Source organism: Kitasatospora sp. NPDC001683, from assembly GCF_053596495.1.
Map to the genome: position 1 here is coordinate 2,785 of NZ_JBSFGK010000098.1, position 24,482 is coordinate 27,266.

20 protein-coding genes and 1 pseudogene are annotated in these 24,482 nt (G+C 75.2%); 9 read left to right on the top strand and 12 right to left on the bottom strand.

Annotated features, from left to right (window positions below; genetic code table 11):
* Positions 1-166 precede the first annotated feature (166 nt).
* Both ACWCYO_RS33920 and ACWCYO_RS33925 read right to left on the bottom strand, forming a co-directional pair.
* Positions 167-799, bottom strand: a complete 633-nt coding sequence (locus ACWCYO_RS33920; RefSeq protein WP_270150154.1) for a carbonic anhydrase — start codon at positions 797-799, stop codon at positions 167-169.
* A gap of 52 nt (positions 800-851) precedes the next feature.
* Positions 852-1,985: a PP2C family protein-serine/threonine phosphatase gene (locus tag ACWCYO_RS33925; RefSeq protein ID WP_449786353.1), complete on the bottom strand. Its 1,134-nt coding sequence runs from the start codon at positions 1,983-1,985 to the stop codon at positions 852-854.
* Positions 1,986-2,134: 149 nt separating this feature from the next.
* On the opposite strand from ACWCYO_RS33925, the gene ACWCYO_RS33930 reads away from it, so the two are divergent.
* Positions 2,135-2,485, top strand: a complete 351-nt coding sequence (locus ACWCYO_RS33930; RefSeq protein ID WP_270151474.1) for a helix-turn-helix transcriptional regulator — start codon at positions 2,135-2,137, stop codon at positions 2,483-2,485.
* 25 nt (positions 2,486-2,510) lie between these two features.
* The gene (locus tag ACWCYO_RS33935; RefSeq protein ID WP_270150156.1) at positions 2,511-2,930 is read left to right on the top strand and encodes a VOC family protein; all 420 of its coding nucleotides are present in this window, start codon (positions 2,511-2,513) and stop codon (positions 2,928-2,930) included.
* Positions 2,931-3,853: 923 nt separating this feature from the next.
* Here the strand turns inward: ACWCYO_RS33935 and ACWCYO_RS33940 are convergent.
* From ACWCYO_RS33940 to ACWCYO_RS33955, 4 genes are all read right to left on the bottom strand, one after another.
* On the bottom strand, positions 3,854-4,060 hold the full coding sequence (locus ACWCYO_RS33940) for a hypothetical protein (RefSeq protein WP_270150157.1): 207 nt from the start codon (positions 4,058-4,060) through the stop codon (positions 3,854-3,856).
* Positions 4,057-4,830, bottom strand: a complete 774-nt coding sequence (locus ACWCYO_RS33945; RefSeq protein ID WP_449786354.1) for a MerR family transcriptional regulator — start codon at positions 4,828-4,830, stop codon at positions 4,057-4,059. The genes ACWCYO_RS33940 and ACWCYO_RS33945 overlap by 4 nt, the downstream gene beginning before the upstream one ends.
* Positions 4,831-5,301: 471 nt before the next feature.
* Positions 5,302-6,504: an FAD-dependent monooxygenase gene (locus ACWCYO_RS33950; protein WP_449786355.1), complete on the bottom strand. Its 1,203-nt coding sequence runs from the start codon at positions 6,502-6,504 to the stop codon at positions 5,302-5,304.
* 200 nt (positions 6,505-6,704) lie between these two features.
* Positions 6,705-7,427, bottom strand: coding sequence for a maleylpyruvate isomerase family mycothiol-dependent enzyme (locus ACWCYO_RS33955; protein WP_449786356.1), 723 nt, complete (start codon positions 7,425-7,427; stop codon positions 6,705-6,707).
* A 233-nt stretch (positions 7,428-7,660) separates the two neighbouring features.
* On the opposite strand from ACWCYO_RS33955, the pseudogene ACWCYO_RS33960 reads away from it, so the two are divergent.
* Positions 7,661-8,346, top strand: a pseudogene (locus tag ACWCYO_RS33960) (IS200/IS605 family accessory protein TnpB-related protein); the annotation flags it as partial.
* A 186-nt stretch (positions 8,347-8,532) separates the two neighbouring features.
* Here the strand turns inward: ACWCYO_RS33960 and ACWCYO_RS33965 are convergent.
* From ACWCYO_RS33965 to ACWCYO_RS33975, 3 genes are all read right to left on the bottom strand, one after another.
* Positions 8,533-9,363 carry a BPL-N domain-containing protein gene (locus ACWCYO_RS33965; protein WP_449786357.1) on the bottom strand — a complete coding sequence of 277 codons (831 nt, stop codon included), beginning with the start codon at positions 9,361-9,363 and terminating at the stop codon, positions 8,533-8,535.
* Positions 9,364-9,472: 109 nt separating this feature from the next.
* A complete protein-coding gene (locus ACWCYO_RS33970) occupies positions 9,473-10,054 on the bottom strand; it encodes a hypothetical protein (protein WP_449786358.1) in 582 nt (193 codons plus the stop codon).
* 703 nt (positions 10,055-10,757) lie between these two features.
* Positions 10,758-11,543, bottom strand: coding sequence for an NAD(P)-dependent oxidoreductase (locus ACWCYO_RS33975; protein ID WP_270150166.1), 786 nt, complete (start codon positions 11,541-11,543; stop codon positions 10,758-10,760).
* A 65-nt stretch (positions 11,544-11,608) separates the two neighbouring features.
* On the opposite strand from ACWCYO_RS33975, the gene ACWCYO_RS33980 reads away from it, so the two are divergent.
* Together ACWCYO_RS33980 and ACWCYO_RS33985 are read left to right on the top strand one after the other, a co-directional pair.
* A complete protein-coding gene (locus ACWCYO_RS33980; RefSeq protein ID WP_449786359.1) occupies positions 11,609-12,502 on the top strand; it encodes a LysR family transcriptional regulator in 894 nt (297 codons plus the stop codon).
* 66 nt (positions 12,503-12,568) lie between these two features.
* Positions 12,569-13,129: a DinB family protein gene (locus ACWCYO_RS33985; RefSeq protein ID WP_449786360.1), complete on the top strand. Its 561-nt coding sequence runs from the start codon at positions 12,569-12,571 to the stop codon at positions 13,127-13,129.
* A 196-nt stretch (positions 13,130-13,325) separates the two neighbouring features.
* Here the strand turns inward: ACWCYO_RS33985 and ACWCYO_RS33990 are convergent, their stop codons facing one another.
* Entirely contained in the window at positions 13,326-14,177 is an 852-nt protein-coding gene (locus ACWCYO_RS33990; protein ID WP_449786361.1) for an RNA-guided endonuclease InsQ/TnpB family protein, read from the bottom strand.
* Between the two features lie 106 nt (positions 14,178-14,283).
* On the opposite strand from ACWCYO_RS33990, the gene ACWCYO_RS33995 reads away from it, so the two are divergent.
* The 4 genes from ACWCYO_RS33995 to ACWCYO_RS34010 all read left to right on the top strand — a co-directional run bounded on the left by ACWCYO_RS33995 (position 14,284) and on the right by ACWCYO_RS34010 (position 21,529).
* On the top strand, positions 14,284-15,204 hold the full coding sequence (locus ACWCYO_RS33995) for a WD40 repeat domain-containing protein (RefSeq protein WP_449786362.1): 921 nt from the start codon (positions 14,284-14,286) through the stop codon (positions 15,202-15,204).
* A gap of 201 nt (positions 15,205-15,405) precedes the next feature.
* Positions 15,406-16,419 carry a hypothetical protein gene (locus tag ACWCYO_RS34000; protein WP_449786363.1) on the top strand — a complete coding sequence of 338 codons (1,014 nt, stop codon included), beginning with the start codon at positions 15,406-15,408 and terminating at the stop codon, positions 16,417-16,419.
* A gap of 1 nt (position 16,420) precedes the next feature.
* Positions 16,421-20,041, top strand: a complete 3,621-nt coding sequence (locus tag ACWCYO_RS34005; protein ID WP_449786364.1) for an OmpH family outer membrane protein — start codon at positions 16,421-16,423, stop codon at positions 20,039-20,041.
* 3 nt (positions 20,042-20,044) lie between these two features.
* The gene (locus tag ACWCYO_RS34010) at positions 20,045-21,529 is read left to right on the top strand and encodes a hypothetical protein (RefSeq protein WP_449786365.1); all 1,485 of its coding nucleotides are present in this window, start codon (positions 20,045-20,047) and stop codon (positions 21,527-21,529) included.
* On the opposite strand, the gene ACWCYO_RS34015 is transcribed toward ACWCYO_RS34010, so the two are convergent.
* A complete protein-coding gene (locus ACWCYO_RS34015) occupies positions 21,526-22,923 on the bottom strand; it encodes a protein kinase domain-containing protein (RefSeq protein WP_449786366.1) in 1,398 nt (465 codons plus the stop codon). The genes ACWCYO_RS34010 and ACWCYO_RS34015 overlap by 4 nt on opposite strands.
* 168 nt (positions 22,924-23,091) lie before the next feature.
* Positions 23,092-24,408, bottom strand: a complete 1,317-nt coding sequence (locus ACWCYO_RS34020; RefSeq protein WP_449786367.1) for an RNA polymerase sigma factor — start codon at positions 24,406-24,408, stop codon at positions 23,092-23,094.
* Between the last annotated feature and the right edge of the window lie 74 nt (positions 24,409-24,482).

Consider the following 24,482-nt stretch of genomic DNA (forward strand, 5'->3'; position numbering starts at 1 on the left):
GCCCACGCCGCCGCTGTCAGCTCGCACCGTCGCCCGCCGTCGCCGCCGTCAGCCCACGCCGCCGCTGTCAGCTCGCACCGTCGCCCGCCGTCGCCGCTGTCAGCCCACGCCGCCGCTGTCAGCTCGCACCGTCGCCCGCCGTCGCCGCCGTCAGCTCGCGCCGCCGTCAGCTCACGCCGCGGGCGGCGACCGTACGGGCCTGGCCGTCGTGCAGCCGGTACGACAGTCCCACCACCGCGAGCCGCCCCTCGGCCAGCCGGGAGGCCAGCAGCTGGGAACGCTCCAGCAACAGGTCCACGGTCTGACGGATGTGCTCGTCCACGATCGCGTCCGGATCCTCGATACCCGCCGCCCGCGCCGACAGCACGCTCGGCGTCACCCGCTCCACCACGTCCCGCACGAAGCCGCCCGGCAGCCTGCCCCCCTCCAGGGACGCCAGCGCCGCCGCCACCGCGCCACAGGAGTCATGACCGAGCACCACCACCAGCGGACAGTCCAGCACCGCCACCCCGTACTCGACGCTGCCCAGCGCCTCCGCACCGGTCACGTGCCCGGCGGTGCGCACCACGAACAGGTCACCCAGACCCCGGTCGAAGATGATCTCGGCGGCCAGCCGGGAGTCCGAACAGCCGAACAGCACCGCGAAAGGCCTCTGCACCGGCGCGAGCGCGGCCCGCCGCCCGGCGTCCTGGTTGGGATGATCGGGACTGCCGGCCACGAACCGGGCATTGCCCTCCAGCAGCACCCGCAGGGCCTCGTCGGGATCGGACACCGGGCCGGATATCGGGGAGGGGATCATGCCTGCCACCCTAGAACGCCCCCGACCGGACCCGCAGCCCGGGGCCCCGGCCTCACGGGGCCCGGCGCAGCACCAGCACCGTCACGTCGTCGCGGCTGCGCCCGCCGCTCCAGAGCCGCGCGCGCCCCTCCAGCGCCCCGGGCAGCTCGGCCGCCGGGACCCCGGCCAGCTCCGCCAGGCCCCGCTCGGCCGGGTAGAACGCGCCGAAGGCGTCCTGGGCCTCGGTGATGCCATCGGTCAGCAACACCAGCACCCCGCCCTCGGGCAGACCGAAACACCCCACCGCGCGCGGCTGCCCGACCAGCGCCGCAAGCCCCAGCGGCACCCCGCCCGGCAGCGCGACAGGCTCCACCCGGCCGTCGGCGCGCACCAGGCAAGGGGCCAGATGGCCACAGTCGACCGCCCGCACCCCGCCACCGCGCCGCACGCACAACACCGTCGCCGTGACGAAGCGCTCCAACTCGCCACTCTGCACGGCGTAGGCGTTGTGCCGCTCGACCGCCGCCTCCAACGCGTCGGCCACGGCCGTCAGCTCCGCCTCCCGGAACGCCGCCTCCCTGAAGGCGCTCAGCACCGCGAAGCCCGTACCGATCGCGCCAAGCCCCTTGCCCTGCACGTCACCGATCAGCACCCGGGTACCGTGCGGGGTCTCGGCGACGTCGTACAGGTCGCCACCCACCAGGGTGTCCTCCTCCACCGGCCGGTACAGCCCGAACAGATCCAGCTCCGCCGTACGCACCGGCAGCGGGCGCAGCAGCTGACGCTGCAGCGCCACCGCGCTCTGACGCATCCGGAACAGCTGGCGCTCGCGCCGCACCCGCCGCGCGCACAGCCCGATCACCGCGGCCTCGGCGGCGACCACACCCAGCAGCATGCCCAGCCGGGCCGCCGGGTCCGACGGCGGATACAGCGCCGAGTGGACCACCACCACCCCGGTCACCCACACCGAGACGGCCACCGTCTGCGCCACCGTGCCCAGCCCCGCCAGCAGCGCGGGCAGGAACACCAGCAGCAGCACCAGCCGGGAACCGCTGCCGCTGGCCGCCTGGGCGAGCAGCACCAGCGCGGTCGCGACCAACACCCCCAGCGCCACCGCCCCGTTGCCCGGCGCCCGCGGGGCGGCGCCGTGCCCCTCAAAGCCGGGGACGGCCGGGGCGGCGATGGTACCGGGGGCGTCGATGTCCACCCTCCAGGGTGGTCGGCCCGGCGCGACCAACGCGAGCGGACCGCCGCCGGGCGGGGGACGATCCGTCCGCGCCGACCGGTACGGTGGCTGACGTGCCCACCCGAGTACCTCTCGCCGACCTCGTCCGGCTGCGCCAGGCCCGCGACCGCATGGACCGCGAGTACGACCAGCCCCTGGACGTGCCCGCGCTCGCCCGCACCGCCCTGATGTCGCCCGGCCACTTCTCCCGCAGCTTCCGCGCCGCCTACGGGGAAACCCCGTACAACCACCTCATGACCCGCCGCATCGAACGGGCCAAAGCCCTGCTGCGACGCGGCGACCTGAGCGTCACCGACGTGTGCACGGCCGTCGGCTGCACCTCCCTGGGCTCCTTCAGCACCCGCTTCACCGAACTGGTCGGCGAGAGCCCCAGCGCCTACCGCGCCCGCGACCACGCCCACGGCGAGCCGATCCCCGCCTGCATCGCCAAGATCCGCACCCGCCCCCTGCGGCGCACCTGAGGCCCACTCCCGTACCGTGACCGGCATGAGCATCGAACTCGCCCAGTGCTTCATCGCCGTCGACGACCACGACAAGGCCCTCGCCTTCTACCGCGACGTCCTCGGCCTCGAGGTACGCAACGACGTCCGCTTCGAGGGAATGCGCTGGGTCACCGTCGGCTCGCCCGAACAACCCGGCGTGGAGATCGTCCTCGAACCCCCGCTGGCCGACCCGCACGCCTGCGAGGACGACCGCCGCGCCGCCGCCGAACTCCTGGCCAAGGGCCTGCTGCGCGGCGTCATCTTCCGCACCGACGACTGCGACGCCACCTTCGAACGCATCCGCGCCGCCGGCGCCGAAGTCCTCCAGGAACCGATGGACCAGCCCTACGGCGTACGCGACTGCGCCTTCCGCGACCCGGCAGGCAACATGCTGCGCTTCAACCAGCCCCGCACACCGAAGTAGCCCCGGGCACCGCCCCGCCACCTGACACCGCTTCGCCATCCCGGCCGGGCCGTCCCCCAGGCACCGGCCGGCACGCGGCTGCGCCCCCGGGCACCGCCCCGCCACCTGACACCGTATCGGCACCCGGCCCGGCCGCCCCCCAGGCACCGGCCGGCACGCGGCTGCGCCCCCGGGCACCGCCCCGCCACCTGACACCGCATCGGCACTCGGCCCGGCCGCCCCCCCAGGCACCGGCCGGCACGCGGCTGCGCCCCCGGGCACCGCCCCGGCACCTGACGCCGTATCGGCACCCGGCCCGGCCGCCCCCCAGGCACCGGCCGGCACGCGGCTGCGCCCCCGGAGCCATTCGCTCTGCTGCGCCCCCTTCCCCGGCCCCCCGGGGAGGGGCGCGCTGTTGCCCGGCGCTCCCGTGCGCGGGCCGGACGAACGGGAGCGGGTGGCAAGCGGGGCGCGCTGATCGCATCGGCCCTTTGCGGTACACGGCCGGGGCGGCAGTCGGGGTGCTGGGGGCGGTGGCCGGGCTTGGCCGGTGCGCGGCGCCGGGCGATTGGAGAGGGCCGGGTCGCCAGCGTCCTGGGCGATGGTGCGGGGCGGCGGTCCGGTTTCCGTGGCCCCCGGTCGGCGCCGGCCCGCCCCGCGCCGGCCCGTCCTGGGCCGTCTTGTGGCCGGGGCGGTGTTCGGGGCGCGGCCCGGGCGGTTGGGGTGAGCCGGGTGAGCCCTGCCGGCACGCTCCGGGGTGGTGGCCTGGTTTCCGTGGCCCTGGTCGGCGTCCGCCCGCCCGGCCCTGGCCCCTCCCGCGCCGACCCGTCCTACCCGGCCCGTGCGGGCGGCGGGGCGGTTGGGCGAGCCGGGCCGGCAGCCGCGCTGGTGGGCCGGCGTCCGTGCCCCCGGTGGGGGCCCCGCCCCGGGCCGGCGGTTCGGTTTCAGGGCGTGGCCGGGGCGCGGCCCAGGCGGCGGAAGACCAGCCAGGCCTGGACGCCCTGGGCCAGGACCACGGTGGGCAGCAGGGACCAGGGGAGCAGGCCGGCCAGGGCGAGCGGGGGCAGGAGGAGCGCGGCGACGGCCAGGACGGGCAGGGTGCTCAGCAGGCTGATGCGCAGGCGCGGGTGGTGGGGCATCGGATCGGTCACCGGGACACCTCGCGGGCCTGGTCGAGGAAGGCGTGCAGCGGGGCCCAGACGTCGGCGGGGGTGGTGGGGTCGCCGGAGAGGGCGGCCGGGTCCTCGCGCCAGGCGGCGCGCACGGCGGCGGACAGGGTGGTGTCGCCGCCGCTGAAGAGGCGGGAGAGTTCGTCCAGGCGGGCCGCGATGCGCCCCACCCGGGGGTCGGCGGGGTCGGTGCCGGCGGTGCGCAGGGCTTCGGCGCGGCGGTAGAGCTGGGGCCATTCGACCTCCAGCAGGTAGTGGGCGGCGGGGCCGAGGGCGGCGGCGTGGTCGGCGAGGGCGTGCAGCTGGTCGTCGTCGAGGTGGCGGCGCAGCACCTCGTCGGCGGCCGGTGCGGTGGCGCCGACGGCCTGGACCAGGCGCAGCAGGTCGGCGGTGCCGGGGGCGCGTTCGGCGGCGAGTTCGGTGTGCAGGTGCTCGAGGCGTTCGCGCAGGGTGTGCAGGGCGGTGAGGGAGGCTTCGGTGGCGGCCAGGTGTTCGCGCACCAGCCGCCGCGGGTCGATGCCGGCGTCCAGGCAGGTGGCGATGGTCTCCAGGCCCAGGCCCAGACGGCGCAGGGCGAGGATCTGGTAGAGGCGCACGAGGTCCTGCTCGGTGTAGGCGCGGTGGCCGGAGGCGGTGCGCCGGGAGGGGGTGAGCAGGCCGATCTGGTCCCAGTGGTGCAGGGTGCGTACGGTCAGTCCGCTGGCTTCGGCGAGCGGGCCGACCTTCCAGGTCTGTTCTTCGCAGGAGTGCATGGCACGAGCATTCCTCCTGACGTCGCGTGAGGTGCAAGCCGGGGGCCGCGGGCCGGGGGAGGCCGGGGGACGGGGGACGGGGGCGGGCTCAGGCGGTGCGGGCGGGCAGCGGGTTGGCGACTGTTGATTCGGTTGTGGGCCGTTGCCGGCCGCCTGTTCACCCATGGGTGAACGACGGTGCGCTGCAGCCTGGTTGAGGATCGTGGCTCCGGCGTCCGGGCTGCTGTCGCCTTGGTGTGACTGCGCACGACCGGAGAGGTCGTGTGGAGAGAGCTGCCCGGCGGGCCCGAACGGCGCCCACGGCCGGCGGGGATGAACCCCGCACCTGTTGAGGATGCCGCGCACCGCACCGGCGGGCAAGACGCGTGCACGCCGGGCATGGCCCCGGCCCCGCGCCCCCGAAGACCGTTCGCGGGGCACCGGACCCCGGTGTCCGGATTGTGGCGGGTCGGCCAGGAATGGCCGGCAAGCTCAGGAACGGTAGTCGGGCAGGGTGATGTCGCCGGCCTTGGCGAACTGGGCGGCGAGGATGGGGCGCAGCGGCCAGCGGCCCATCCAGCGCATGGAGGCGGCGCGCAGGCGGATCATCAGGGCGCTGTCGGGGGCGTAGCCCCTCACGCCGCCGGGCGGCAGTTCCTGGGCGCGCGTGACGTAGGGGCGCATCAGTTCCTCGTAGCGGGCGAAGGCGGTGGTGAAGTCGCCTGCGGCGGCGGCGAGTTCACCGGCGAGCAGGTAGGCGCCGACCAGGGCGAGGCTGGTGCCCAGGCCGGTGAGCGGGCTGGGGCTGTAGCCGGCGTCGCCGAGCAGGGCGACGCGCCCGCGGCTGTAGCGCTCGAGGTGGATCTGGCCGAAGGAGCCGAAGGCGAAGTCGTCGGCGCGCGCCATGCCCGCGAGCAGGTGCTCCACCTCCCAGCCGGCGCCGGCGAAGCGCTCGGCGAGCAGGCGGCGCTGGGCGGTGGCGTCGCTGTGCTCCACGGTGAGCGGGGCGCGGCGCAGGCCGAGGGAGGCCTTGACCTCGCCGGGCAGCCGGCCCGGCCGGGCGGTGGCGACCAGCCCGCCGGGGGCGTTGTACATCAGGAACCAGCCGTCCAGGGTGCGGGCGAGCGCCGGATCGTGGACGGTGAACCAGCAGTGGCAGCCGCCGAGCGGGCGGTAGTGGTCCTGCTCGGGGCCGAAGGCCAGCCGGCGTACGGCGGAGCGCAGCCCGTCGGCGCCGATGACCAGGTGGAAGCGGCGGGCGGGGGAGTTCTCGAAGTGGACGGTGACGCCGGTGGCGTCCTCGGCCAGCGCGGTGACGGTGTCGTCGTAGCGGTACTCGACGCCGTCGGTGGCCTCCTGGAGCAGGCCGGCGAGGTCGCCGCGCAGGATCTCGAGCTCGGAGACGATGCCCTCGCCCTCGAACAGCTCGACGGGCATCCGGGCGGTGTGCCGGCCGCGGCGGTCGACCAGGGCGATGCCGCGCTGTTCCACGCACAGGGCGCGGGCGCGTTCCATCAGGCCCATCCGTTCGATGACGGTGCGTCCGGCGCCGCGCAGGTCGACGGCCTGCCCGCCGGGGCGCGGCCGCGGGGCCCGCTCGACGACGGTGGGGCGCAAGCCGTGGCGGCGCAGCCAGTGGGCGAGGGCGGGGCCGGCGATGCCGGCGCCGGAGATGAGGATGTCGGTGTTCTCCACGCCCGCACCGTACGCCGTACGCGAGAGGCTCAACAAGCCCTGTCCTGCGGTTACTTGGAACTGATGCACTAGTGCACTAGGGGGGTCGGGGGCGGCGCCGGGGCGTGGGGGAGGGCGTTTGCGCAGGCGGGCGGCCCGGCGGGGTGCGCCAGGGGTGCACTAGTGCGGGCGGCGGCGGTGCGGGAGCGAACGCGCGCGGGTCAGTACAGGAAGGGCGGCTCGGGCAGTCCCGGCCCGGGTGCCGGGGCGCGTCCCATCAGCCAGGCCAGCAGGACGTGCTGCGGGGCCCGGGCCAGCGGGGCCCGTGGGCCCGCCGCGCCGAGGTCGTGGGCCGCGCCGGTGTCGGTGGCGCGCAGCCGTACGGCGGGGGTGTCCGGGCGGGCGGCGAAGGCCGCCGCGACCCGGGCGAGCATGGCGCGGGTGAAGTCCGGCGGCCACTGGGCGGGGGTGAACCCGGCGTCCAGGTCCACGTGGTGCACCAGCGCCTCGCACCGCCGCGCGTGCGCCGCCTGGGAGGCGGGCCGTTCCTGGCCGCGCATCCACCGCACCGGGTGCCGCCACGCGCCGGGCGGCATCCGCCGGTACTCGGCCTCGAAGGCGGCCGCGCTGGCGCGCAGGTCGGCCAGCAGCTCGGCGGCGCCGCGCCCGGCTCCCGCCTCGATCTCGGCCTCCCGTTCGGCCGGGCCCGGGTACTCCGGCGTGCGCACCCCGGTGCGGGCCCAGGTCAGCAGCCGCCGGCCGCCGTCCGCGTTGCGGGCCAGGTGGGTCAGCACGTGCCCGCGCGACCAGCCCGGCAGCAGCGAGGGCGCCCGTACGTCGGCGTCGCTCAGGCGGGCGGCGGTGCGCAGCAGGCGGTCGGTGGCGGCGCGGATGCGGGCCAGTTCGGCCGCCGGGTCGAAGGGTGGCTCCCGGTGTCCGTCCATGGGACGCAGGGTAGGGCGCCGGCGGCGGTGGGGGAACGGGGCCCGGGGTCCGGGGGCGAGGTGGGGGTCAGGGCGTCGGCGGGCTGGCGGGGCTTGGTGAACTGCTTGGGGTTGAGACCGTTTCAGGGCACATATGTGTTCATGGGTTTGTCTTCGATGCCGCTGTGTTGGATCGATGAGACGACAGTGTGGTGTGGGTGAGGGTGGTGGCTCTGACGGGGAGGAGGGATGACGTGACCGGGCCGAAGAAGACGCTCCGGCGGATCGACGGGCCGTTCGTCGCCCTCGCCCGTCGGGTGTGACGGTCCGGGAGCGTCTCAGGGGCCTCACGTCTGAGGACGGGAGGGTGCTGCGGCTGGTCGGCGGGCACCTGGGGGCTTTGGCGTCGAAGGACGTGAAGGCGCGCTGCGCGGACGGCGGTAAGGAGAGGTGGGCGGCGCGCAAGCGTGACCTGACCGTGGAGTCGTCGTCGTGCTGGGCCGGTTCGGTCACGAAGGCCACGCATGACCAGTGGGAACTGTCGCGTCGCGGGCAGGCCGCGCACCTGGATTCGCTGGAGGCGGGCATCCGGATGCCGCGCCACCGGCTGTCGCTGCCGGTCGGGCACAAGGGCAGCGGGCGGGTGCCCGGTGGTTACCGGTCCAGGCGGGAGTGGTTCGTCAAGTCCCGCAGGCTCGCGGCGCTGGAGGACCGGTTCGCGGCTGTCCGGGCTGATGGTGAGGCCGGTCGTGTGCGGGTGGTGCGCGGCGGGCGGAAGCTGCTGAACGCCCGGCACAACTTGGCGGCGGCGAACCTGACCGAGGCCCGGTGGCGGGAGCGGTGGGAGGCGTCGCGCTGGTTCCTGTCCGCTGACGGTGAGTCGGGCACCCGGTCCGGCGACGGACGGCGCCGTCCCGCGAGGACCGGAGTGATCGTCGTGGGCATCGGACCGTCCGGGCCGGACCGGGTGTCCGGGGGCGTGGGGGAACCCGCCGCCCCGTCACGGACCGTGCACACGATGCACGTGCCCGGGCGGGGGCCATGAGAACGCGGGCGACCAGTCGGGCATCCACCACCGTTCGGGATGCACGCGGTGATCAGACCTGGGTCCAAGACCCACTCCCGATCAGTTGACTGAAACGGTGTGCAGCAGGTCCTCGCCGAGGGCCAGGCCGGTCGGCGACTCGTCCGGCAGGCCGTAGTCGCGGTACCACTCCGGTGGCGCCTCCGGGTGCGGGCCGCTGACCGCCACCCGCCCCGCGCCGTAGGAGGCGACCACGGCGGCGGCCCGGTCGTTGGTGTAGCGGGCCAGTACTTCCGTGCCCGGGCCGTTCACGTCGAAGTAGGGGCCGTCCTGGAAGTACATCCTCTTGGGCTGCCCGCGCCAGCTGACGTCGACCAGGTGGTCCCGCTCGTCGGTGACGGTGGCGTCCGGGGAGCTGATGTACTGGCCGGAGTCGCCGGGCAGGAGGCCGTAGCCCGGTTCCCGGCCCGCCAGGTAGGCGCCCATGCACAGGCCCAGGTAGTGCCCGCCGCCGCGCACGTAGGCGCGCACCAGCTCGGGGGAGAAGTCCGGGTCGCGCTGCAGCTCGCGCCACGCGGTGGACACCTCCTGCCCGTTGGTGCCGCCCGGCTGCACGTACAGCGCGGCGCCGGACAGCGCGTCCGGGCCGAAGCGGGTCCGCTCGGCGGGCCCGATGTAGCGCACCGCGAAGCCGTCGTGCTCCAGCATGTCGTGGGCCGCCTCCGGGCAGCCGTCGCAGGCCGCCGGGCCGCGGTAGACCAGGGCCAGCGGACGGCCGTCGGGATCCTGCGCGGCCTGGCCCGCCTGGTCGTCGGCCTCGTCGGCCTGGGCGGCCTGGTCGCTGTTGCTGTCGGACGGGGGTGTATCGCACGCCGTCGCCACCAGCAGCACCGCGGCCAGTGCCAGTGCCGCGGCGGCCCGTCCAACCCTCATGACCTGCACTCCCGTCGCCCTCCCCGGCCCTGCTTCGTATGCGGTGACGACGCTACGTGGCGCCTGCCCCGGCGTGCACACCAGCCCCCCTGATCGGGTGAATTCCGGCTCAGCGGTTGACGGGTGCGGCGGGTTGGGGGCCGTGCTCGGGGTGGCCCTCGGGCCGACGGGGCGGTCGCCCGGTGCCGGGGTGCGGGTGCCCGGTGCGGCCGGTAGCGCCGGGGACGGACCGGTGCGAGGGCCGGCAGCAGGGCCAGGCCGCCCGCCGCGCAGCGACAGGGCCCCGCCTGCACCGCCAGGGCCGTACGCAGCCGCGCCGTTGGTCGAAACGCGCGCAGAAGGACGTCAGGAGGAAACCGGCGGCCGCGCTGCTGACGCCCATCGCCGACCAGACCAGGCCGCCGGCGCCCGCGTCGCCCCGGGCGAGGTGCTGCACGCCGGTGTTGGTGGCGCCCAACAGCGCGCCCTGTAGCACCGTCACGGCCAGCAGCACCAGCAGCGAGCCGCGGCGCCACCGCCCGCAGGACGCCGTGGTGCGCGCCGCCGCCGGGGGAGCCGGCGGGGCCGGCGCGAACAGCGTGCCGAAGACCGCCATCAGCGCCGCGGCGCAGACCAGGCCCGCCGCCGGGGGCACCGCCCAGGCCGGCACCCCGGCCAGGGCGGGGCCGACCACGAAGCTCGTCTCGTCCACCACGGTGTCGAACGCGAGCGCGGAGCCGACCAGTTCGGGGTCGTCGGGGTGGCGGCCGGCCGGGGCGTTCAGCGGGTCCGGGACAGCGGCCCGATCTGCGGCACCGTCAAGCCGTCGACCGCGCAGGCGGCCTGCGCGGGCACGGACAGCCGGGGCACCGCGGCCGGCACCACAGCGGCGGTCATCTGATACCTCCGTGGATACCCCCGGCTTCAGCCGGGGGCGGGGGTTCCCCCCGCTTGCGGGGGAGAAACGGTCCTCCTGCGGAGCAGGACAGGTGACGACGATTCGCCGTCAAGGCGGGCCGTCGCCCAGTAGCCGCCCGTAGTCACCTCGGCACTGGTGGTGGCATCCCTGGTGCCCGATCGGCGAGAAAAGCCGGCCGGGCCTACCGCCGGGCTGGCGGGAAGTCAGGTCTGTGGAGCTGGTGTGAGACCGATGGGCGGCACACCGTCCCTTCGCCGGCAACCCCAGGTCGGCAACCGGCCGTGAAGCAGAAGACCCGACCCGCGAGGGTTGGAATCCTCCGGCTCCAGCCGGAGGAGGATGTCACCGCACGCCGTGCGGGCCCGACCATCGGCGCCGGCCACCAAGCCGCCCGCCGCACCCCGCTCGAGGGCTGGACGTTCCTCCTCGGCGTTCCTCCCAGCGGGCCCGGATCCTCCCGGCGGGCCCGGTCGGCCCGCGCAGGCCGGTCGGCCCGCTAACCCACCCGCGGCGCCCCCACCACCGCCGACAGGTCCCGCTCCGCGATCGACGGGTCCGCCAGCAGCACCTGCCGGGCCGCCGACAGCAGGGGGCGCTCGCCCGCCAGGGCGAGGTCCTTGGCGGCCAGCCGTACCGGGAAGTCCGAGGTCGTGGTGCGCGCCCGGGCCACCACCCCCGCGAGCGGACCGCTCGACAGCACCTCCAGCGCCGCCTCCTGCGCCACGCCCAACTCCCCGGCCACCGACAGTACTTCGGCGAGTACGGCGACCGAGGCGACGATCCCGCCGATCACCACGACCTTCAGTGCCGCTCCCGCGCCCGGGCCGCCGCAGCGCCGCACCCGGCCCAGGTGGGAAAGGAGGGGCTCGGCGCGGTCCAGGTCGGCGTCCTCGCCGCCCGCGTAGACGCCCAGCTCGCCGGCGGCCGCCGGGCCGACACTGCCGACCACCGGGGCGTCCACCAGGGCGACGCCGTGCGGCAGTCGGGCGCGCAGGCCGGCGACGGCGCGCGGGCCGATCGAGGACATGTCGATCCACAGCGTGCCCGGGGCCAGATCGGGCGTGAACTGCCCGGCGACCTCGGCCACGGCCTGCGGATCGGACAGCATGGTGACGACGATGCCGGCCCCGGCGACGGCCTCGGCCGGGCTCGCGGCCTCGGTGAGGCCCTCGGCGCGGCCCGGGGAACGGTTCCAGACGGTCAGCGGGTAGCCGGCGGCGGCGAGGCGACGGGCCATCGGCCGCCCCATCCGGCCCAGGCCCAGAAAGGCGATCTTTTCCATGGCCGCCACGCTAGGCAGCCCCGATCCAGGCGACAAGCGAATGTCCGGCATGGTAGTCATGCGGAATGGACATGGCTTGGCTGGACGTCTTCCGCACGGTCGCACACCTGGGCTCCTTCACCGCCGCGGGCGAGCGGCTCGGCTACACCCAGTCCGCGATCTCCCGCCAGATCGCCACCCTGGAAGCGGAGTTGGGCGCCCCGCTGTTCGACCGCCTGGCCCGCGGGGTGCGGCTGACCGAGCACGGACGCACCCTGCTCCCGCACGCCGAAGCCCTGCTGGAGCGCCTCGACACCACCCGCCGCGACCTCGTCGCCCTGACCGAACTGGGCGCCGGACGGCTGCGGATGGGCGCCTTCGACAGCGCCAACGCCGAACTCGTCCCCAGCGCCCTCGCCGCCTTCCGCGCCGCCCACCCGCAGGTGGGGACCACCCTCACCGAAGGACTCACCGCCGCCCTGCTGGAGCGGCTCGCCGACGGCACGATCGACCTCGCCGTCGTCGCCGACTACTCCCAGGACGCCTACGACACCGAACAGTTCGACCTGCAGCCGCTGCTGGAGGACCCGGTCCTGGTCGCCCTGCCCCGCGACCACCGCCTCGCCGACCGCCGCCGCCTGCGGCTGGCCGAACTCGCCGACGAGCCCTGGATCGCCGCCAGCCGCCACCCCGAGTCCACCCTCCTCGCGGCCTGCGTCCGCAGCGGCTTCCAGCCCCGCATCGAGTACGCCGTCGGCGCCTGGACCGCCAAACTCGGCCTGGTCGCCGCCGGACTGGGCCCCACCCTCATCCCCTCCCTCGCCGCCCGCGCCGCCCGCCACCCCGGCATCACCCTGATCCCGCTCCACCCCCAGGACACCCCCGTCCGCCACGTCTGCACCGCCACCCGCAGGGGCCGGCGCCTCGCACCCGCCGTGGCCGCCTTCACCCCCTTCCTGCAGGCGGCGGCAGGCAGCTGACCGAGCCGGGGGAGGGGGCACAAAACCCTTTGACGGCAACGGGAGGCGGCGGGCGAGCATGCCGGTATGAACGAGCGACCCGAGCGATGGACCCAGGCAAGCGTCCACCCCGACATGTGGGCCGACCCGGACCAGGACCCGCGCAACAGCGAAGGACCCTCCCCGGACGGCGAACCGGCCACCCTCGCCGACTACCTGACCAACTACCGCCTCACCCTGCGGATGAAATGCGAAGGCCTGGACGCCGAGCAGCTGGCCCGCCGCTCGGTGCCGCCCTCGACGATGTCGCTGCTCGGGCTGGTGCGCCACCTCGCGCAGGTGGAACGCGGCTGGCGCAACTGGATCACCGACGGTCAGCCGCTGCCCAAGCTGTACGGCGCACGGGACGCGGACTTCGACGGCGCGGTCGCCGACCCCGCCGCCGTCGAGGCCGCCTGGCGGGACCTGGAACGCGAACAGGCCGCACTGGACGCCGAGTTGGCCGCCCACCCGGACCTGGGGGAGCGGCTCGGCAAGCAGCGGATCGCGGTGCGGGAACTGCAGCTGCACCGCATCGAGGAGTACGCCCGCCACTGCGGCCACGCCGACCTGCTGCGCGAGTGCGTGGACGGCCGGGTGGGCCAGTGAGGGAGGGCGGCCGGGTCGGCGGGCACCCCGACCGCCTCCCGGCCCTCAGCAGGTCACATCGGCCACCGGCAGGGCGCCGGTCGACAGGTAGCGGCGGGCAACACGGCGCCCACCGTCAACTTGACCCGGCCCTGAAGGACCGGGCTTGTGGGTAGGGCGCGGCTGGCTGTCGCGTGGCCTCCCACGTCTGTGCCACCTAGGTTGCGGTGGCTGGGACGCGTGACTCACGCCCCGCGATCCACACGACCTCGCCCTTGCAGGCGATGTTGCGGGACGCGTTGATATCCGCGTGCATGGCGCTCCCGCAGGAGCGGCACGCGAACGTTGCCTGGTCGACGCGGTTCTTCCGGTCGATGTGGTGGCACTGGGAGCATTGCCGGCTGGTGTACGCCGGGTCGACGTACACCAGCGGCACCCCGGCCCGGCGCGCCTTGTACGCGATGTACCGGCCGAGCTGGTGGAAGCTCCACGAGTGCACAGTGGTCCGCTGGTCCTTGCGGAGCCGTACCCGGTCGCGGATGCCCGTGAGGTCTTCCAGGGCAATTCCGTGGCAGGTGCGTTCAGCGGTGGTGACGATGGTCTTGGCGACGATGTGGTTGACGTTGGCGGCGTGCCGGGCTTCCTTGCGGGCCCGCTTCTTGAGGAGGCGTTTGGCGGACTTGGTGCCCTTGGCCTGGAGCTTCTTGCGCAGGTCGAGTTGGCGTTTGCGGTGCCGGTTCAGGCCGCGCCCGGCCGCCCGGTACCCGGTGCTGGTGGTGGCGATGTTGGCGATGCCGAGGTGCTCGACGGGCCGGGGCGGGCCGGTTGTGGAACGGTGGAAGACCGGGGGTCCTGGCTGCGAAACCCGCGAGAGGAGTCGCCATGTCGTCCAAGCGCCGCCGCAAGAAGAAGGCCCGGGCCAGGCGCGGGGCCAACCACGGCCGCCGCCCCCAGAGCTGAGCGGCTGAGCCGCCGACCCCCGGGGCCGTCCCCGACCTCCCCGCCCACGGGAGCCCGCACCCGGCCCCGGGAACGGCGGGCCCCCTGCCCCGCGCCGGAGCGCCGACATGCCAGGTAACACGACCCCGCCGCCGGGCCCACCCCCGGGCCCGCCGCCCGGCCCGCCACCGGGCCCACCGCCCGGCCCGCCACCGGGCCCGCCGCCCGAGGCGACCGTGCTGACCGGCCACACGGCGGCGGTGACCTGCCTCACCCTCTCCCGCGACGGCCGCCTGCTGCTGTCCGGCAGCGAGGACCACACGCTGCGGCTGTGGGAGCTGGAAACCGGGACGCAACTACGGCACTGGACCGCGCACGAGGACGGCGTGCAGTGCGCGGCCCTGTCCCCGGACGGCCGCCTCGCGGTGTCCGGCGGCGTCTGGGGCCCGGCCATCCTGTGGGACACCGGCACCGGAACCGAACTGCGCCGCCTCGCCGGGCAGCAGCAGGGCTGCCTCGCCGCGGTCTTCTCCCCCGAGGGACGCCTGGTGGCGACCGGCTGCGGGGACCACACCGTGCGCTGCTGGGACCCGGCCACCGGCCAGGAGCTGCGCCGCTTGACGGGACACACCGCGGACGTCACCGCCGTCGCGTTCTCCCCGGACCGCCGACAACTGCTGTCCGGCTGCGCCCAGTACGACCCCGGCGCCGACCAGGTGCGGCTGTGGGACCTGGACGGCGGCACGGAACTGCGCCGCTTCGGCGAGGAGCTGTTCGCGGTCACCGCCGTCGGCTTCGCCGTCCACGGCGCCCTGCTCGTCGCCACCACCATGGACGGCCTGCTGCACGTGTGGGACCCGGTCACCGGCGCCCAGACGGGCCGTTTCGAGGTCGGGACGGGCAACCTGCGCTGCCTGGCGGTGGCCCCGGACGGCCGACGGCTGCTGACCGGCAGCGGCACCGACCACTACGACGCCGACCTGCTCGCCACCCTCGGCGTCGACAACCGGGTCCGCCTGGTCGACCCGGGCGACGGCCGGGAACTGGCCCGCTACGAGGGCCACACCGGCAACGTCAACGCCCTCGCCTTCACCCCGGACGGCCGGCGCGCGCTCTCGGCGAGCGCGGACCGCACCATCCGCCTGTGGGAGCTCTGACTGACCCCGCGCCGCCGACCGCCCCGCGCCACCGATGGCCCCGCGCCGCCGATGGCCCCGCGCCACCGACGCTCCGCGCCGCCGATGGCCCCGCGTCAACGGTTGCCCTCGCTCACGCGCCGGTGGAATCGTGGCAGGAGAAGGTCGGATCGGAACCCCGAAATGCCAGGGCGGGCCCGAGGAGAGCAGCACACCTCGACCGTGGGCAGTCCAGTGGTCCGGGCCCCCGCCGGGCCCGGTGGGCGAGGTGTCGCGGCGCTGTGCGCGATTCTCGGACTCCTGCCCGTCACCCCCGTCCTGGCCTGGGCGTACGCACTGGCCCCGTTCGCCCTCTGGTTCTGGTGCCTCACCGTGCCGAGCCTGGCACTGCTCACCGCCCTCGGCGCGTGGAGCGCCCGCCGCCCGCACCGGCTGCGCCTGCACCGCGCCCTGGTGGCCGGGACGGTCGGCGGCCTGATCGGCACCCTCGGTTACGACCTGGTCCGGGTGCCGTTCGCGCTGGTCGGCCTGCGGCTCTTCGCCCCGATCGACACCTACGGCGTGCTCGCCCTCGGGGCGGCCTCCTCCAGCCCGCGCACCGGGCTGCTCGGCTGGGCGTTCCACTTCTCCAACGGCATCGGCTTCGGCATCAGCTACGCCGTCATCGCCTCCGGCCGGCGCTGGCAGTGGGCCCTGGCCTGGGGCCTGATGATCGAGACCCTGGTGGTGGCCTCGCCCGTCGCGGGCGTCTACGCCCTGCGCGGCCCGGCGCTGATCGCCATCGCCTACGCCGGGCACCTGGCCTACGGAGCACCGCTGGGCCTGCTGGCCGCCGACCCCGCACGCACCGCGCGCCGGCTGCGCGAGATCGGCCCGCACCCCACCGCCTGCGCCCTGCTGACCGTCCTGCTGGTCCTGGCGCTCTGGCAGCGCCCGTTCACCACCCCGGCACCCGTACGGGCCGGGGAGCGGGTCGCCCCCGGCCCCAGCGCCCTGGTCCTGGACGGACGCTTCCACCCCCAGTACCTGCGGGTGCCCGCGCACGGCTGCGTGAGCCTGCACAACGGCGACGCGGTGCCGTACACCCTGCCCGCCGCCGTCGGCGCCCCCCGGCTGGATGCCGGGCGCACCACCACGGCCTGCTTCGCCTCCGCGGGCAACGCCGTGCTGCGGGTGCGCACCTCCGACCAGCCCTACGCGGGCGGCTTCGTGATCGTGGACCGGACGGAACGCTGAGATGACCACCACCACGGCCCCGCAGAGCGTCCCCACCATCGGCGACGTCGCCCGGCAGCTGCCCGGGTGGCTGCGCGAACACCTGTGGTCCGCCGTGACCGGGGCGGTGGTCGGCGGCGTGATCGGCTACGTCGTGAACGTCTTCCTGATCGCCGTGCGCTACGGCGGCTGGCGCAAGGTGCCGCACGGGGCGCCGGCCACCTCTCACGGCAACTTCTTCCAGGGCGCGCTGTTCTGGGGCCTGCTCACCACCGTGCTGTTCGGCGTGTTCGGCTACTGGCACGCGGTGGGCACCACCCGCTTCCTGGCCGACCTGCGCGCGCTGCCGAGCACACTGGCCGCCATGGTCCGGGGCGACCGCGCGGCCGGCGTCCACCTGCTGTGGGGCGCTGCCATCGCACTGCTGGCCGCCCAGATCATCGCGCCCGCGGCCGGGGCGGTGCTCGCCCTCGGCGTGCTCGCGGGCGCACCGACCGTGCTCGGCAGCATCGTGTCGACGTTCCTGCGCCGGATCTGGTCGGCACTGGTCAAGCAGATCGCCCCGACCCGCCACCACCGCGTCACCGGCGTCACCGGGATGACGGTGGGCCTGCTGGGTTCCGCCGCCTCGCTGATCGTCGCCTCGTTCGTCACCGACGCCCCGGTCAAGTACGCCCTGGCCGCAGCCCTCGCGCTGGCCGCCGTCCTGATCTCCGTCACCGGCGCGCGTCCGCCCGCCACCGCCTGCGTGGTGCTGCTCGTCGGCGCCGTGCTGGCCTGGCACGGGCTCACCGACGCCATCCCGGCCCACGCCGACGACGGCGGATCGCTCGAATGCAAGCTCCGCGGCCAGGCCTGGCTGACCTGCACCGGCAGCAGCACCGTGCTGCGCTACGCCGCGGCCGGGGCGGCCGCGGCCGGCGCGGGCGGGATCCTGGGCTCCTACCTCGGACACCTCGCCGCCACCCTGGCGCCCCCGCCCGGCCCCCTCGGACCGGACACCTTCGGACCGGACACCTTCGGACCGGGCGACGGCGGCGCACCGCCCTGGCAGCCGCAGCCCGGCACGCCGCCCGGCGACCGCCAGGCCATCAACAACTGGATCCAGGGGCTGCTGGACGACCCGGCGTTCCAGCGCTGGCGCGCCACCCACCCCGGCTTCACCGATCCGCCCACCGACGCCGAGTTCAACCAGTACCTCAACTGGCGCCACGCGCAGGGGATGGCGGACCCGGCCCTGACCCTGCCCAGCGCGGGGGCGGACTTCCCGGTGGACGCCGGAGTGCTCCCGGCCCTGCCGCCGCCGGACGAACCGATACCACCGCTGCCGGTCCTGCCCGCCCTGCCGCCCGGCCCCCAGCCGCTGGACGAAGGCCCCAGCGGGGACGCCCGGGGCATACCCGACCAGCCCCCTTCCCCGCCCGACCAGCCCCCCGCCCCCGCGCCGCCGCCCGCGCCCGACCCGGCCCAGGCGATCCGCGACCGGCTCCGGGCGCTCAGCGACGCCAACTACTACGACCCCGACCCCGACAACAACCCGACGCACTACTGGCAGCGGCTGCACGACCTGCAAGACGACGTCGACCCGGCCAAGGGCCTCACCCCCGACCAGCTGAAGACCCTCACGGACCTGGAGAAGAACCTCCAGGACGCCAACACCAAGGGACTGGAAGCCCGGGAGGCGGTCCGCGACGCCGGCATGGACCAGCTCAAAGCCGCCAGCGCCCAGCGGGACAAGGACTACACCGACTACCTCCACCAGCTGGACGCGACCGAGGCCCGCGAGAACTACCTCAGCAACCTGATCGACCACCTGCCGCCCGGCCAGTTCGAGATGGCCAACCGGGTGCTGCAGCAGATCGAGAACGGCACCCCGGGCGCCGACACCGCCGGTGCGTTGCGGCAGATGACCAACGCCCTGCTCACCCAGGCCCAGGGCCGCAACGAATCCGATGCGGCCGCCGCCGAACTGGACTCGATCGCGGCCCAGGAACACGAGGCAGCCGCCGTCGGCTGGCAGCACGTCGCCATCGCCGCCGAGATGGTGCTGGCCCCGTTCGCCGTGCCGCTGACCGCCGCCGGCGCCGCCCAGCTCGGGGCGTTCATGGTCGGACGCAACGCCGTCCAGGGCTTCGGCGTCGGCTACGAGGAGGGCGGCCTCGGCAAGGCCCTGCTCGGCGCCGCCAACGCCGTGCTGCCGATCAACACCCTCCAGGCCGCCTACCAGGCCACCATCGGCCAGGTCATCGACCCCAACAGCCCCGCCCCCCAGGCCGGCCGCGGCACGATCGCGCTCGCCATGGTCCAGGACCTCGGCAACGCCGTCGGACTGCACTCGCTCGGCATCAACAACATCGGCCCCGCGGCCACCGACGCCGTCAAGGAGACCTCCACCCTGAGCGCGCTGCACGGCGGCCAGCCACCCCCCGGCCCGGTCCCCACCGCCACCGCCGCCACCGACGCCGCCTACCGCGCCGAACAGGCCGCCGGACAGAAAGCCGCGGACGAGTTCCAGCGGATGGCCGGCGACCTGCGCGCCCTCAAAGCACAGGGCGCGAGCGCGGACGAGATCGCCGCGGCGCAGAAGGCACTCCAGCAGAAGGCCATCGCGATCAACTCCGACTACCAGGCCAAGGCCACCCTGAAGACCGTCCCCAAGGAAATCCAGAAGGAATACGCCGACGCCCTCAACCCGGTCCTGACGAAGGCCCAGCAGGACACCGTCGCAGCCCTCAACGCCCAGGGCTACACCAGAGGCGGACGGCCCCTCACCAGCGGCGACCTGATCGACCTGCGCAACGCCAAGAGCATGGGCACCGTCGGGATGGACCGCGACCTGGCCCTCAACCAGATGGCCTACCGCCAGACCCTCGCCCAGCTGGAGAAGGCCCCGCCCACCTCCCTGCGGGCCGACGACCTGCTGGAGGAGCTCAAACAGTTCAAGGGCACCTCCCAACTGGAGCACAACGGCGTGCCGGTGAGCCCGTCCAAGGCCAACGACGACTTCCAGGCCGCCTACAAGAAGGCGTACTCCGACGCCACCGGCGGCCAGGACGCCGACAAGGCACTGCAGTCCGTGACCCAGAGCAAGCACCCGGAGGCCTACCAGGACCTGCCCGTGCTCAAGAACGACGCCCTCGGCTACCCGCCCGACCCCAAGTGGGCCGCCCAGACCGGATCGGTGACCACCTACAAGACGTACATGAACCCCAAGGAACTGAGCCCCGGCAGCGCCCTGCAGGAGACCGCCCGGGGCGTGGAAAAGGACATCAAGACCAAGCTCGAACCGATGATGTACTACTACCAGGGCGCGGACCCCGCCGCCTACCAGCGGGTCCTGGACATGAAGTCCTTCCTGGGCGACTGCGGCAAGGGCGTCTACACCCCCACGCAGATGGAGCTGCTCTCCCGGCAGAAGTTCGGCACCTCCATCAACGGCCTGGCCCAGCAGGTCGATTCGAACCTGTCGGCCTTCGTCCAGGGACACGGCGCGCTGCAACCGGCCTTCCGCACGCTGCCCGGCCCCGGCCCGGGCGACCTCGGCGGCCACCTCGCGCAGGCGGCCGGCGGGCAGGCCGGCAACGTCGCCAAGGGCATCGCCTCGGGCCAGGCGCCCGCGGACGAACCGGCAAAAGGAACGTGAGCCATGGACACCGAAGCCACCGTTGCGACGACACCCGACACCTCCTCGCCGGGCGGCCTGGCCCGCACCATCCGCCTCAGCCGGGCCGAATTCGCCCCGCTGGCACGGCATCTGGACCTTCCCGAGCCCAGCCCGCTGTCACCGCTGACCGACCTGTGCGCCCCGGCCCCGCACCCGGACGCGGACCCGGACGCGACCGGACCGGTCCGGGAAGCCGACGAACTGCTCCGGGAGTTCACCGGGCTGCCCCCCGCCGTCGTACGGATGGCACTGCTCCCGCTCGCCGTCCCCGACCGCGTCGTGGACGCCCGCAGCGCCCTGTTCAACAGCGCCCCCACCCAGTGCCGGCTCTACGCCTCCCACCGCTGCGAGTCCGTCTTCGTCGGCCTGCGGCCCCGGTTGGACGGGGAGTACGAGCTGCTCGCCCCGTTCGCGCCGCAGGACCTCGCCTGGTGGGTGCAGCTCCAGGTGCAGTTCTCCAGCGGCCAGCCGATGCCGCTGCCGCAGGAGGAACTGACCGCCGAGCAACTGGCCTTCCTGCTGGTACTGGTCGACGCCTACAAGACCGTCTTCTTCCGCTCCTTCGCCGCACGGCGCACCGAGCCGCAGCCGGTCACCGTCAGCGTCACGGACCTCCTGGAAGCCCAGCAGGACGCCCTGCGGGTGGCCGACCGCCGCTGGATCAGCCACGCCGTCGCCGAACTGTTCGCCGCCCAGCTGCACCCCGCAGGCCGCTGCGGCGTGACCCTGCCGCCGGTCACCGCCGCCGTCGCCGAACGGGAGCTGCGCCGCTACGAGGAGGCCGGATACCTCGAACGGGCCGGAGCCGGCGATCCGCCGGCCTACGAGCCCGGGCTCACCCTGGCGACCTTCGCGGGCACCCTGTTCACCTGGATCAGCCTGCTCGCCCTGCACGACGTCCAGGTGGTCGGCCACGAGGGGGGCCGGCCCGTCGCGCAGGAGGACATGGTGCTGTTCGTGGTGACCGAGCCGACCGTGTGGGCCCTGGTCAGCCAGGGCCTCACCCGGGCCCGCGAGGACTGGTCGGCCGTCCGCTTCGGGCTGCGGGCACTGGGCGTCGTGGAGGCCTGCAACCTGGCCGACGAGTTCCTGCGGCCGATCCCGGAGCTGACGCTGCCCGAGGAGGTCTACCGCCCGCAGCCGGGACCGGAGCCGGAGCCGCAGCCGCAGCCGGAGCCGGTGACGGTGGTGGTCCCGGCGCAGGGGAGCGAACCGCTCAGCCGCCCGCCCGCGCCCCCGGCCCCCGGCCCGCCCGCCGGGCCCGCCTTCCGGCCCACCCACCGCGTCCCCTCCGGCGGCATGTCGGCCTGGACCGCGCCCGACCCGTCGCTCCAGGCCGTCACCAGGATCGACGCCAGGGTGGAACTGGAGATCCTGGAACGGGCCGGGGACTGGGCGCACATCGTCTGCGCCAACGGCTGGTCGGCCTGGGTGGACGGGCGCCGGATCGAGGAGCTCCGACCCTAAGGGATCGTCAGGGTGTTCAGCGCCGTGGTCAGGACCGGCTGGTAGGAGGCCCAGTCGGCGTCGGGGGTGGACAGGTAGACGGTGTACTCGGTGCCGTTCGGGGCGAGGAAGGACTGGGCGCCCAGATGGGAGGGGCCGAAGGTGAACTCCCAGTAGGCGCCGGGGTTGCCCTGGAAGGTGTTGGCGCGCAGGTCGATCCGGGAGTAGCCGCCCTGCTGGGTGAGCGACTGCTCGATCTGGCGGAAGCCGTCGATCGGGGCCTGGCCGGAAGGGTTGGGGATCAGGGTGAAGCGCAGCACGTGGCCGCCGTTGTCCGGCGAGTAGTCGCCGGCGCCCATGCCGTTGTCGGTGCGCGTCCAGCCGGTGGGCAGCGCGAAGCTGAAGCCGGCCGGGTCGTCGGTGCGCACGTAGCCGGAGGGCACCGCGGGCGCGGGGGTCTGCGGCGGGGTGGTGGGTGCCTGGGGCGTCGGGGTCGCGGGCGTGGGTGTCGGCGTGGGTGTCGGGGTCGCGGGTGTCGGCGTGGGTGTCGGGGTCGCGGGCGTGGGCGTGGGTGTCGGGGTCGCGGGCGTGGGCGTGGGTGTCGGGGTCGCGGGCGTGGGCGTCGGGGTCGCGGGCGTGGGTGTCGGGGTCGCGGGCGTGGGCGTTTCGGGTGTCGGGGTTGTGGGTGTGGGTGTGGGTGTTTCGGGTGTCGGGGTCGCGGGTGTCGCCGGGGCGGTGGCCGACGGCGGCGTGACCGGGGCCGTGACGCTCGGCCGGTGGTGGGTGCCGCGGCCGGCCAGCAGGAAGACCAGCCCGCCGACCAGCGCCAGCGCGAGGACCACCACCGTGATCACCACCCCGGGCCGGCGCGCCGCCGCAGCCCGCCCGCCCGCGGCCGCCGGTGCCGTGGCGGGCTCCCGGCCCGGCAGGGCCGCGGCCGTCGCCGGACCGACCGTGAAGCCCGCCGCGACCCGGTCCAGCATGTGCCCGGTCCACTCCGCACCCGGCCGCTGCGCCGGGTCCGCGCGCAGCAGCGAGGCGATGACCGGCGCGAGCGGACCGGCGCGAGGCGCCTCGGCCGGTTGCCCCGCCTCCGGGGCCCGCCCCTCCACGGCCGCGTGGAGCATGGCGCCCAGCGACCACAGGTCCGCCTCGGGACCGGGCGGACGGCCCTGGGCCCGCTCGGGCGCCCGGTACGCGGGGGAGCCCTCGAACGGCGCGGGCCCGAACGCGGCGAGTTCCGCCCGCCCCCGCTCCAGCACCACCCGGCCCGGCTCGACGCCCCCGTGCACCAGCCCCGAGCGGTGCCCTTGGACCAGCGCGGCCAGGACCTGGGCGCCGACCCGGGCCGCCTCGCGCGGCGCCAGCGGCCCGTCGGCGGCGATCACCTCGGCAAGAGTCCGCCCACCGCCCATCGCTGCGCTCCCACCGTGCCTCGGCCCCCACGGTCAGTCTCCCGCCGGACCCCGGCGGCGGCCATCGGTCAGGCGCGGGTGGGGTCAGGCGCGTCCGCGTGCGGCGGGGCCGCCGCGCCCCGCGGTGCGGTAGGTGCAGGGCCTCGCGCCCCCTGTGTGGCCGGGCGATCACCCGTCGGCATCCAGTGCGGCCGCCTTGCGCAGCAGGACGGCCCGCTCGCGGGCGTTGCGGCACAGCCGGGCGGCGAGTTCCAGTTCGGCCCGGGCCTCGGTGGTGCGGCCGAGGCGGGCCAGCAGTTCGCCGCGCACGCCCGGCAGCAGGTGCGAGCCGGACAGCTTGCCGGAGACGGCCAGGTCGTCGACCAGGGCCAGCGCCGGCTGCGGCCCCTGGTCCATGGCGACGGCCACCGCCCGGTTGAGCTCGACCACCGGGGACGGCGCGAGGCGGCCGAGCGCCTCGTAGAGCAGCACGATGCGCTCCCAGTCGGTCTCCGTCACCGAGGGGGCCACCGCGTGGCAGGCGGCGATCGAGGCCTGCAGGCCGTACGGGCCCAGGCCCCGCCCCAGGGCCCGTCCCGAGCTCGCGGCCCGGCCGAGCGCGGCCAGTCCGCGGCGGATCGCGGAGCGGTCCCAGCGGCGCCGGTCCTGGTCCTCCAGGAGCACCGCCTGCCCGTCCGCTCCGGTGCGGGCCGGGAAGCGCGCGGCGGTGAGCTCGAACAGGGCGAGCTGCCCGTGCACCTCCGGTTCGGCGGGCAGCAGGGCGGCCAGCGTGCGGGCCAGCCGTACGGCCTCGTGGGCGAGGTCGGGGCGCAGCAGGTCCTCGCCGGCGGTCGCCGTCGAGCCCTCCGTGAAGATCACGTACAGGACGCTCAGGACGGCGCCGAGCCGGGCGTGCCGCTCCTGTGGCGGGGGCAGTTCGAAGGGGACGTGCGCGGCGGCGATGGTCTTCTTCGCCCGGGTGATCCGGGCCTGGACGGTGGGCACCGGCACCAGGAACGCCCGGGCGATCTCCTCGCTGGACAGGCCGCCCACCACGCGCAGGGTCAGCGCCACCCGGGCCTCGGGGGAGAGGACCGGGTGGCAGGCGGTGAACATCAGGGCGAGGACGTCGTCGTCGACCCGGTCCGGGTCCCACGGCAGGTCGTCCGGCTGTTGCGGTGCACCCGAGCCGCCGGTGCTGAACTGTCCCTCGGCGAGCGGGCCGGCGAGCGCGGCGTACCGCTCGTCCAGCGCCGAGGCGCGGCGGAAGGCGTCGATGGCCCGGCGCCGGGCGGTGGCCAGCAGCCAGCCCACCGGGCTGGCCGGTGTGCCGTCGCGCTCCCAGCTGACCAGGGCCTGCGCCAGCGCCTCCTGCGCGACGTCCTCGGCGAGCGCGAAGTCGCCGGTGTAGCGGGCCAGCGCGCCGATGATCCGGGCGGACTCGATCCGCCACACGGCCTCGACGGCCCGCCGGGCGGCTTCGGCCCCGGCGGCTTCGTTGCCCATCGATCGTTATGCGACACAAACCCCGTCGATGGAGACCTTCTCCAGTACGTGCGGGTAGGCGACCATACCGTCCG

What these genes read in the sequence shown, in the direction of transcription:
- ACWCYO_RS33920 (WP_270150154.1), bottom strand. Translation starts at nt 799, where the DNA reads ATGATCCCCTCCCCGATATCCGGCCCGGTGTCCGATCCCGACGAGGCC.
- ACWCYO_RS33930 (WP_270151474.1), top strand. Translation starts at nt 2,135, where the DNA reads ATGGACCGCGAGTACGACCAGCCCCTGGACGTGCCCGCGCTCGCCCGC.
- ACWCYO_RS33935 (WP_270150156.1), top strand. Translation starts at nt 2,511, where the DNA reads ATGAGCATCGAACTCGCCCAGTGCTTCATCGCCGTCGACGACCACGAC.
- ACWCYO_RS33945 (WP_449786354.1), bottom strand. Translation starts at nt 4,830, where the DNA reads ATGCACTCCTGCGAAGAACAGACCTGGAAGGTCGGCCCGCTCGCCGAA.
- ACWCYO_RS33955 (WP_449786356.1), bottom strand. Translation starts at nt 7,427, where the DNA reads ATGGACGGACACCGGGAGCCACCCTTCGACCCGGCGGCCGAACTGGCC.
- ACWCYO_RS33965 (WP_449786357.1), bottom strand. Translation starts at nt 9,363, where the DNA reads ATGAGGGTTGGACGGGCCGCCGCGGCACTGGCACTGGCCGCGGTGCTG.
- ACWCYO_RS33975 (WP_270150166.1), bottom strand. Translation starts at nt 11,543, where the DNA reads ATGGAAAAGATCGCCTTTCTGGGCCTGGGCCGGATGGGGCGGCCGATG.
- ACWCYO_RS33980 (WP_449786359.1), top strand. Translation starts at nt 11,609, where the DNA reads ATGGACATGGCTTGGCTGGACGTCTTCCGCACGGTCGCACACCTGGGC.
- ACWCYO_RS33985 (WP_449786360.1), top strand. Translation starts at nt 12,569, where the DNA reads ATGAACGAGCGACCCGAGCGATGGACCCAGGCAAGCGTCCACCCCGAC.
- ACWCYO_RS33990 (WP_449786361.1), bottom strand. Translation starts at nt 14,177, where the DNA reads ATGTCGGCGCTCCGGCGCGGGGCAGGGGGCCCGCCGTTCCCGGGGCCG.
- ACWCYO_RS34005 (WP_449786364.1), top strand. Translation starts at nt 16,421, where the DNA reads ATGACCACCACCACGGCCCCGCAGAGCGTCCCCACCATCGGCGACGTC.
- ACWCYO_RS34010 (WP_449786365.1), top strand. Translation starts at nt 20,045, where the DNA reads ATGGACACCGAAGCCACCGTTGCGACGACACCCGACACCTCCTCGCCG.
- ACWCYO_RS34015 (WP_449786366.1), bottom strand. Translation starts at nt 22,923, where the DNA reads ATGGGCGGTGGGCGGACTCTTGCCGAGGTGATCGCCGCCGACGGGCCG.
- ACWCYO_RS34020 (WP_449786367.1), bottom strand. Translation starts at nt 24,408, where the DNA reads ATGGGCAACGAAGCCGCCGGGGCCGAAGCCGCCCGGCGGGCCGTCGAG.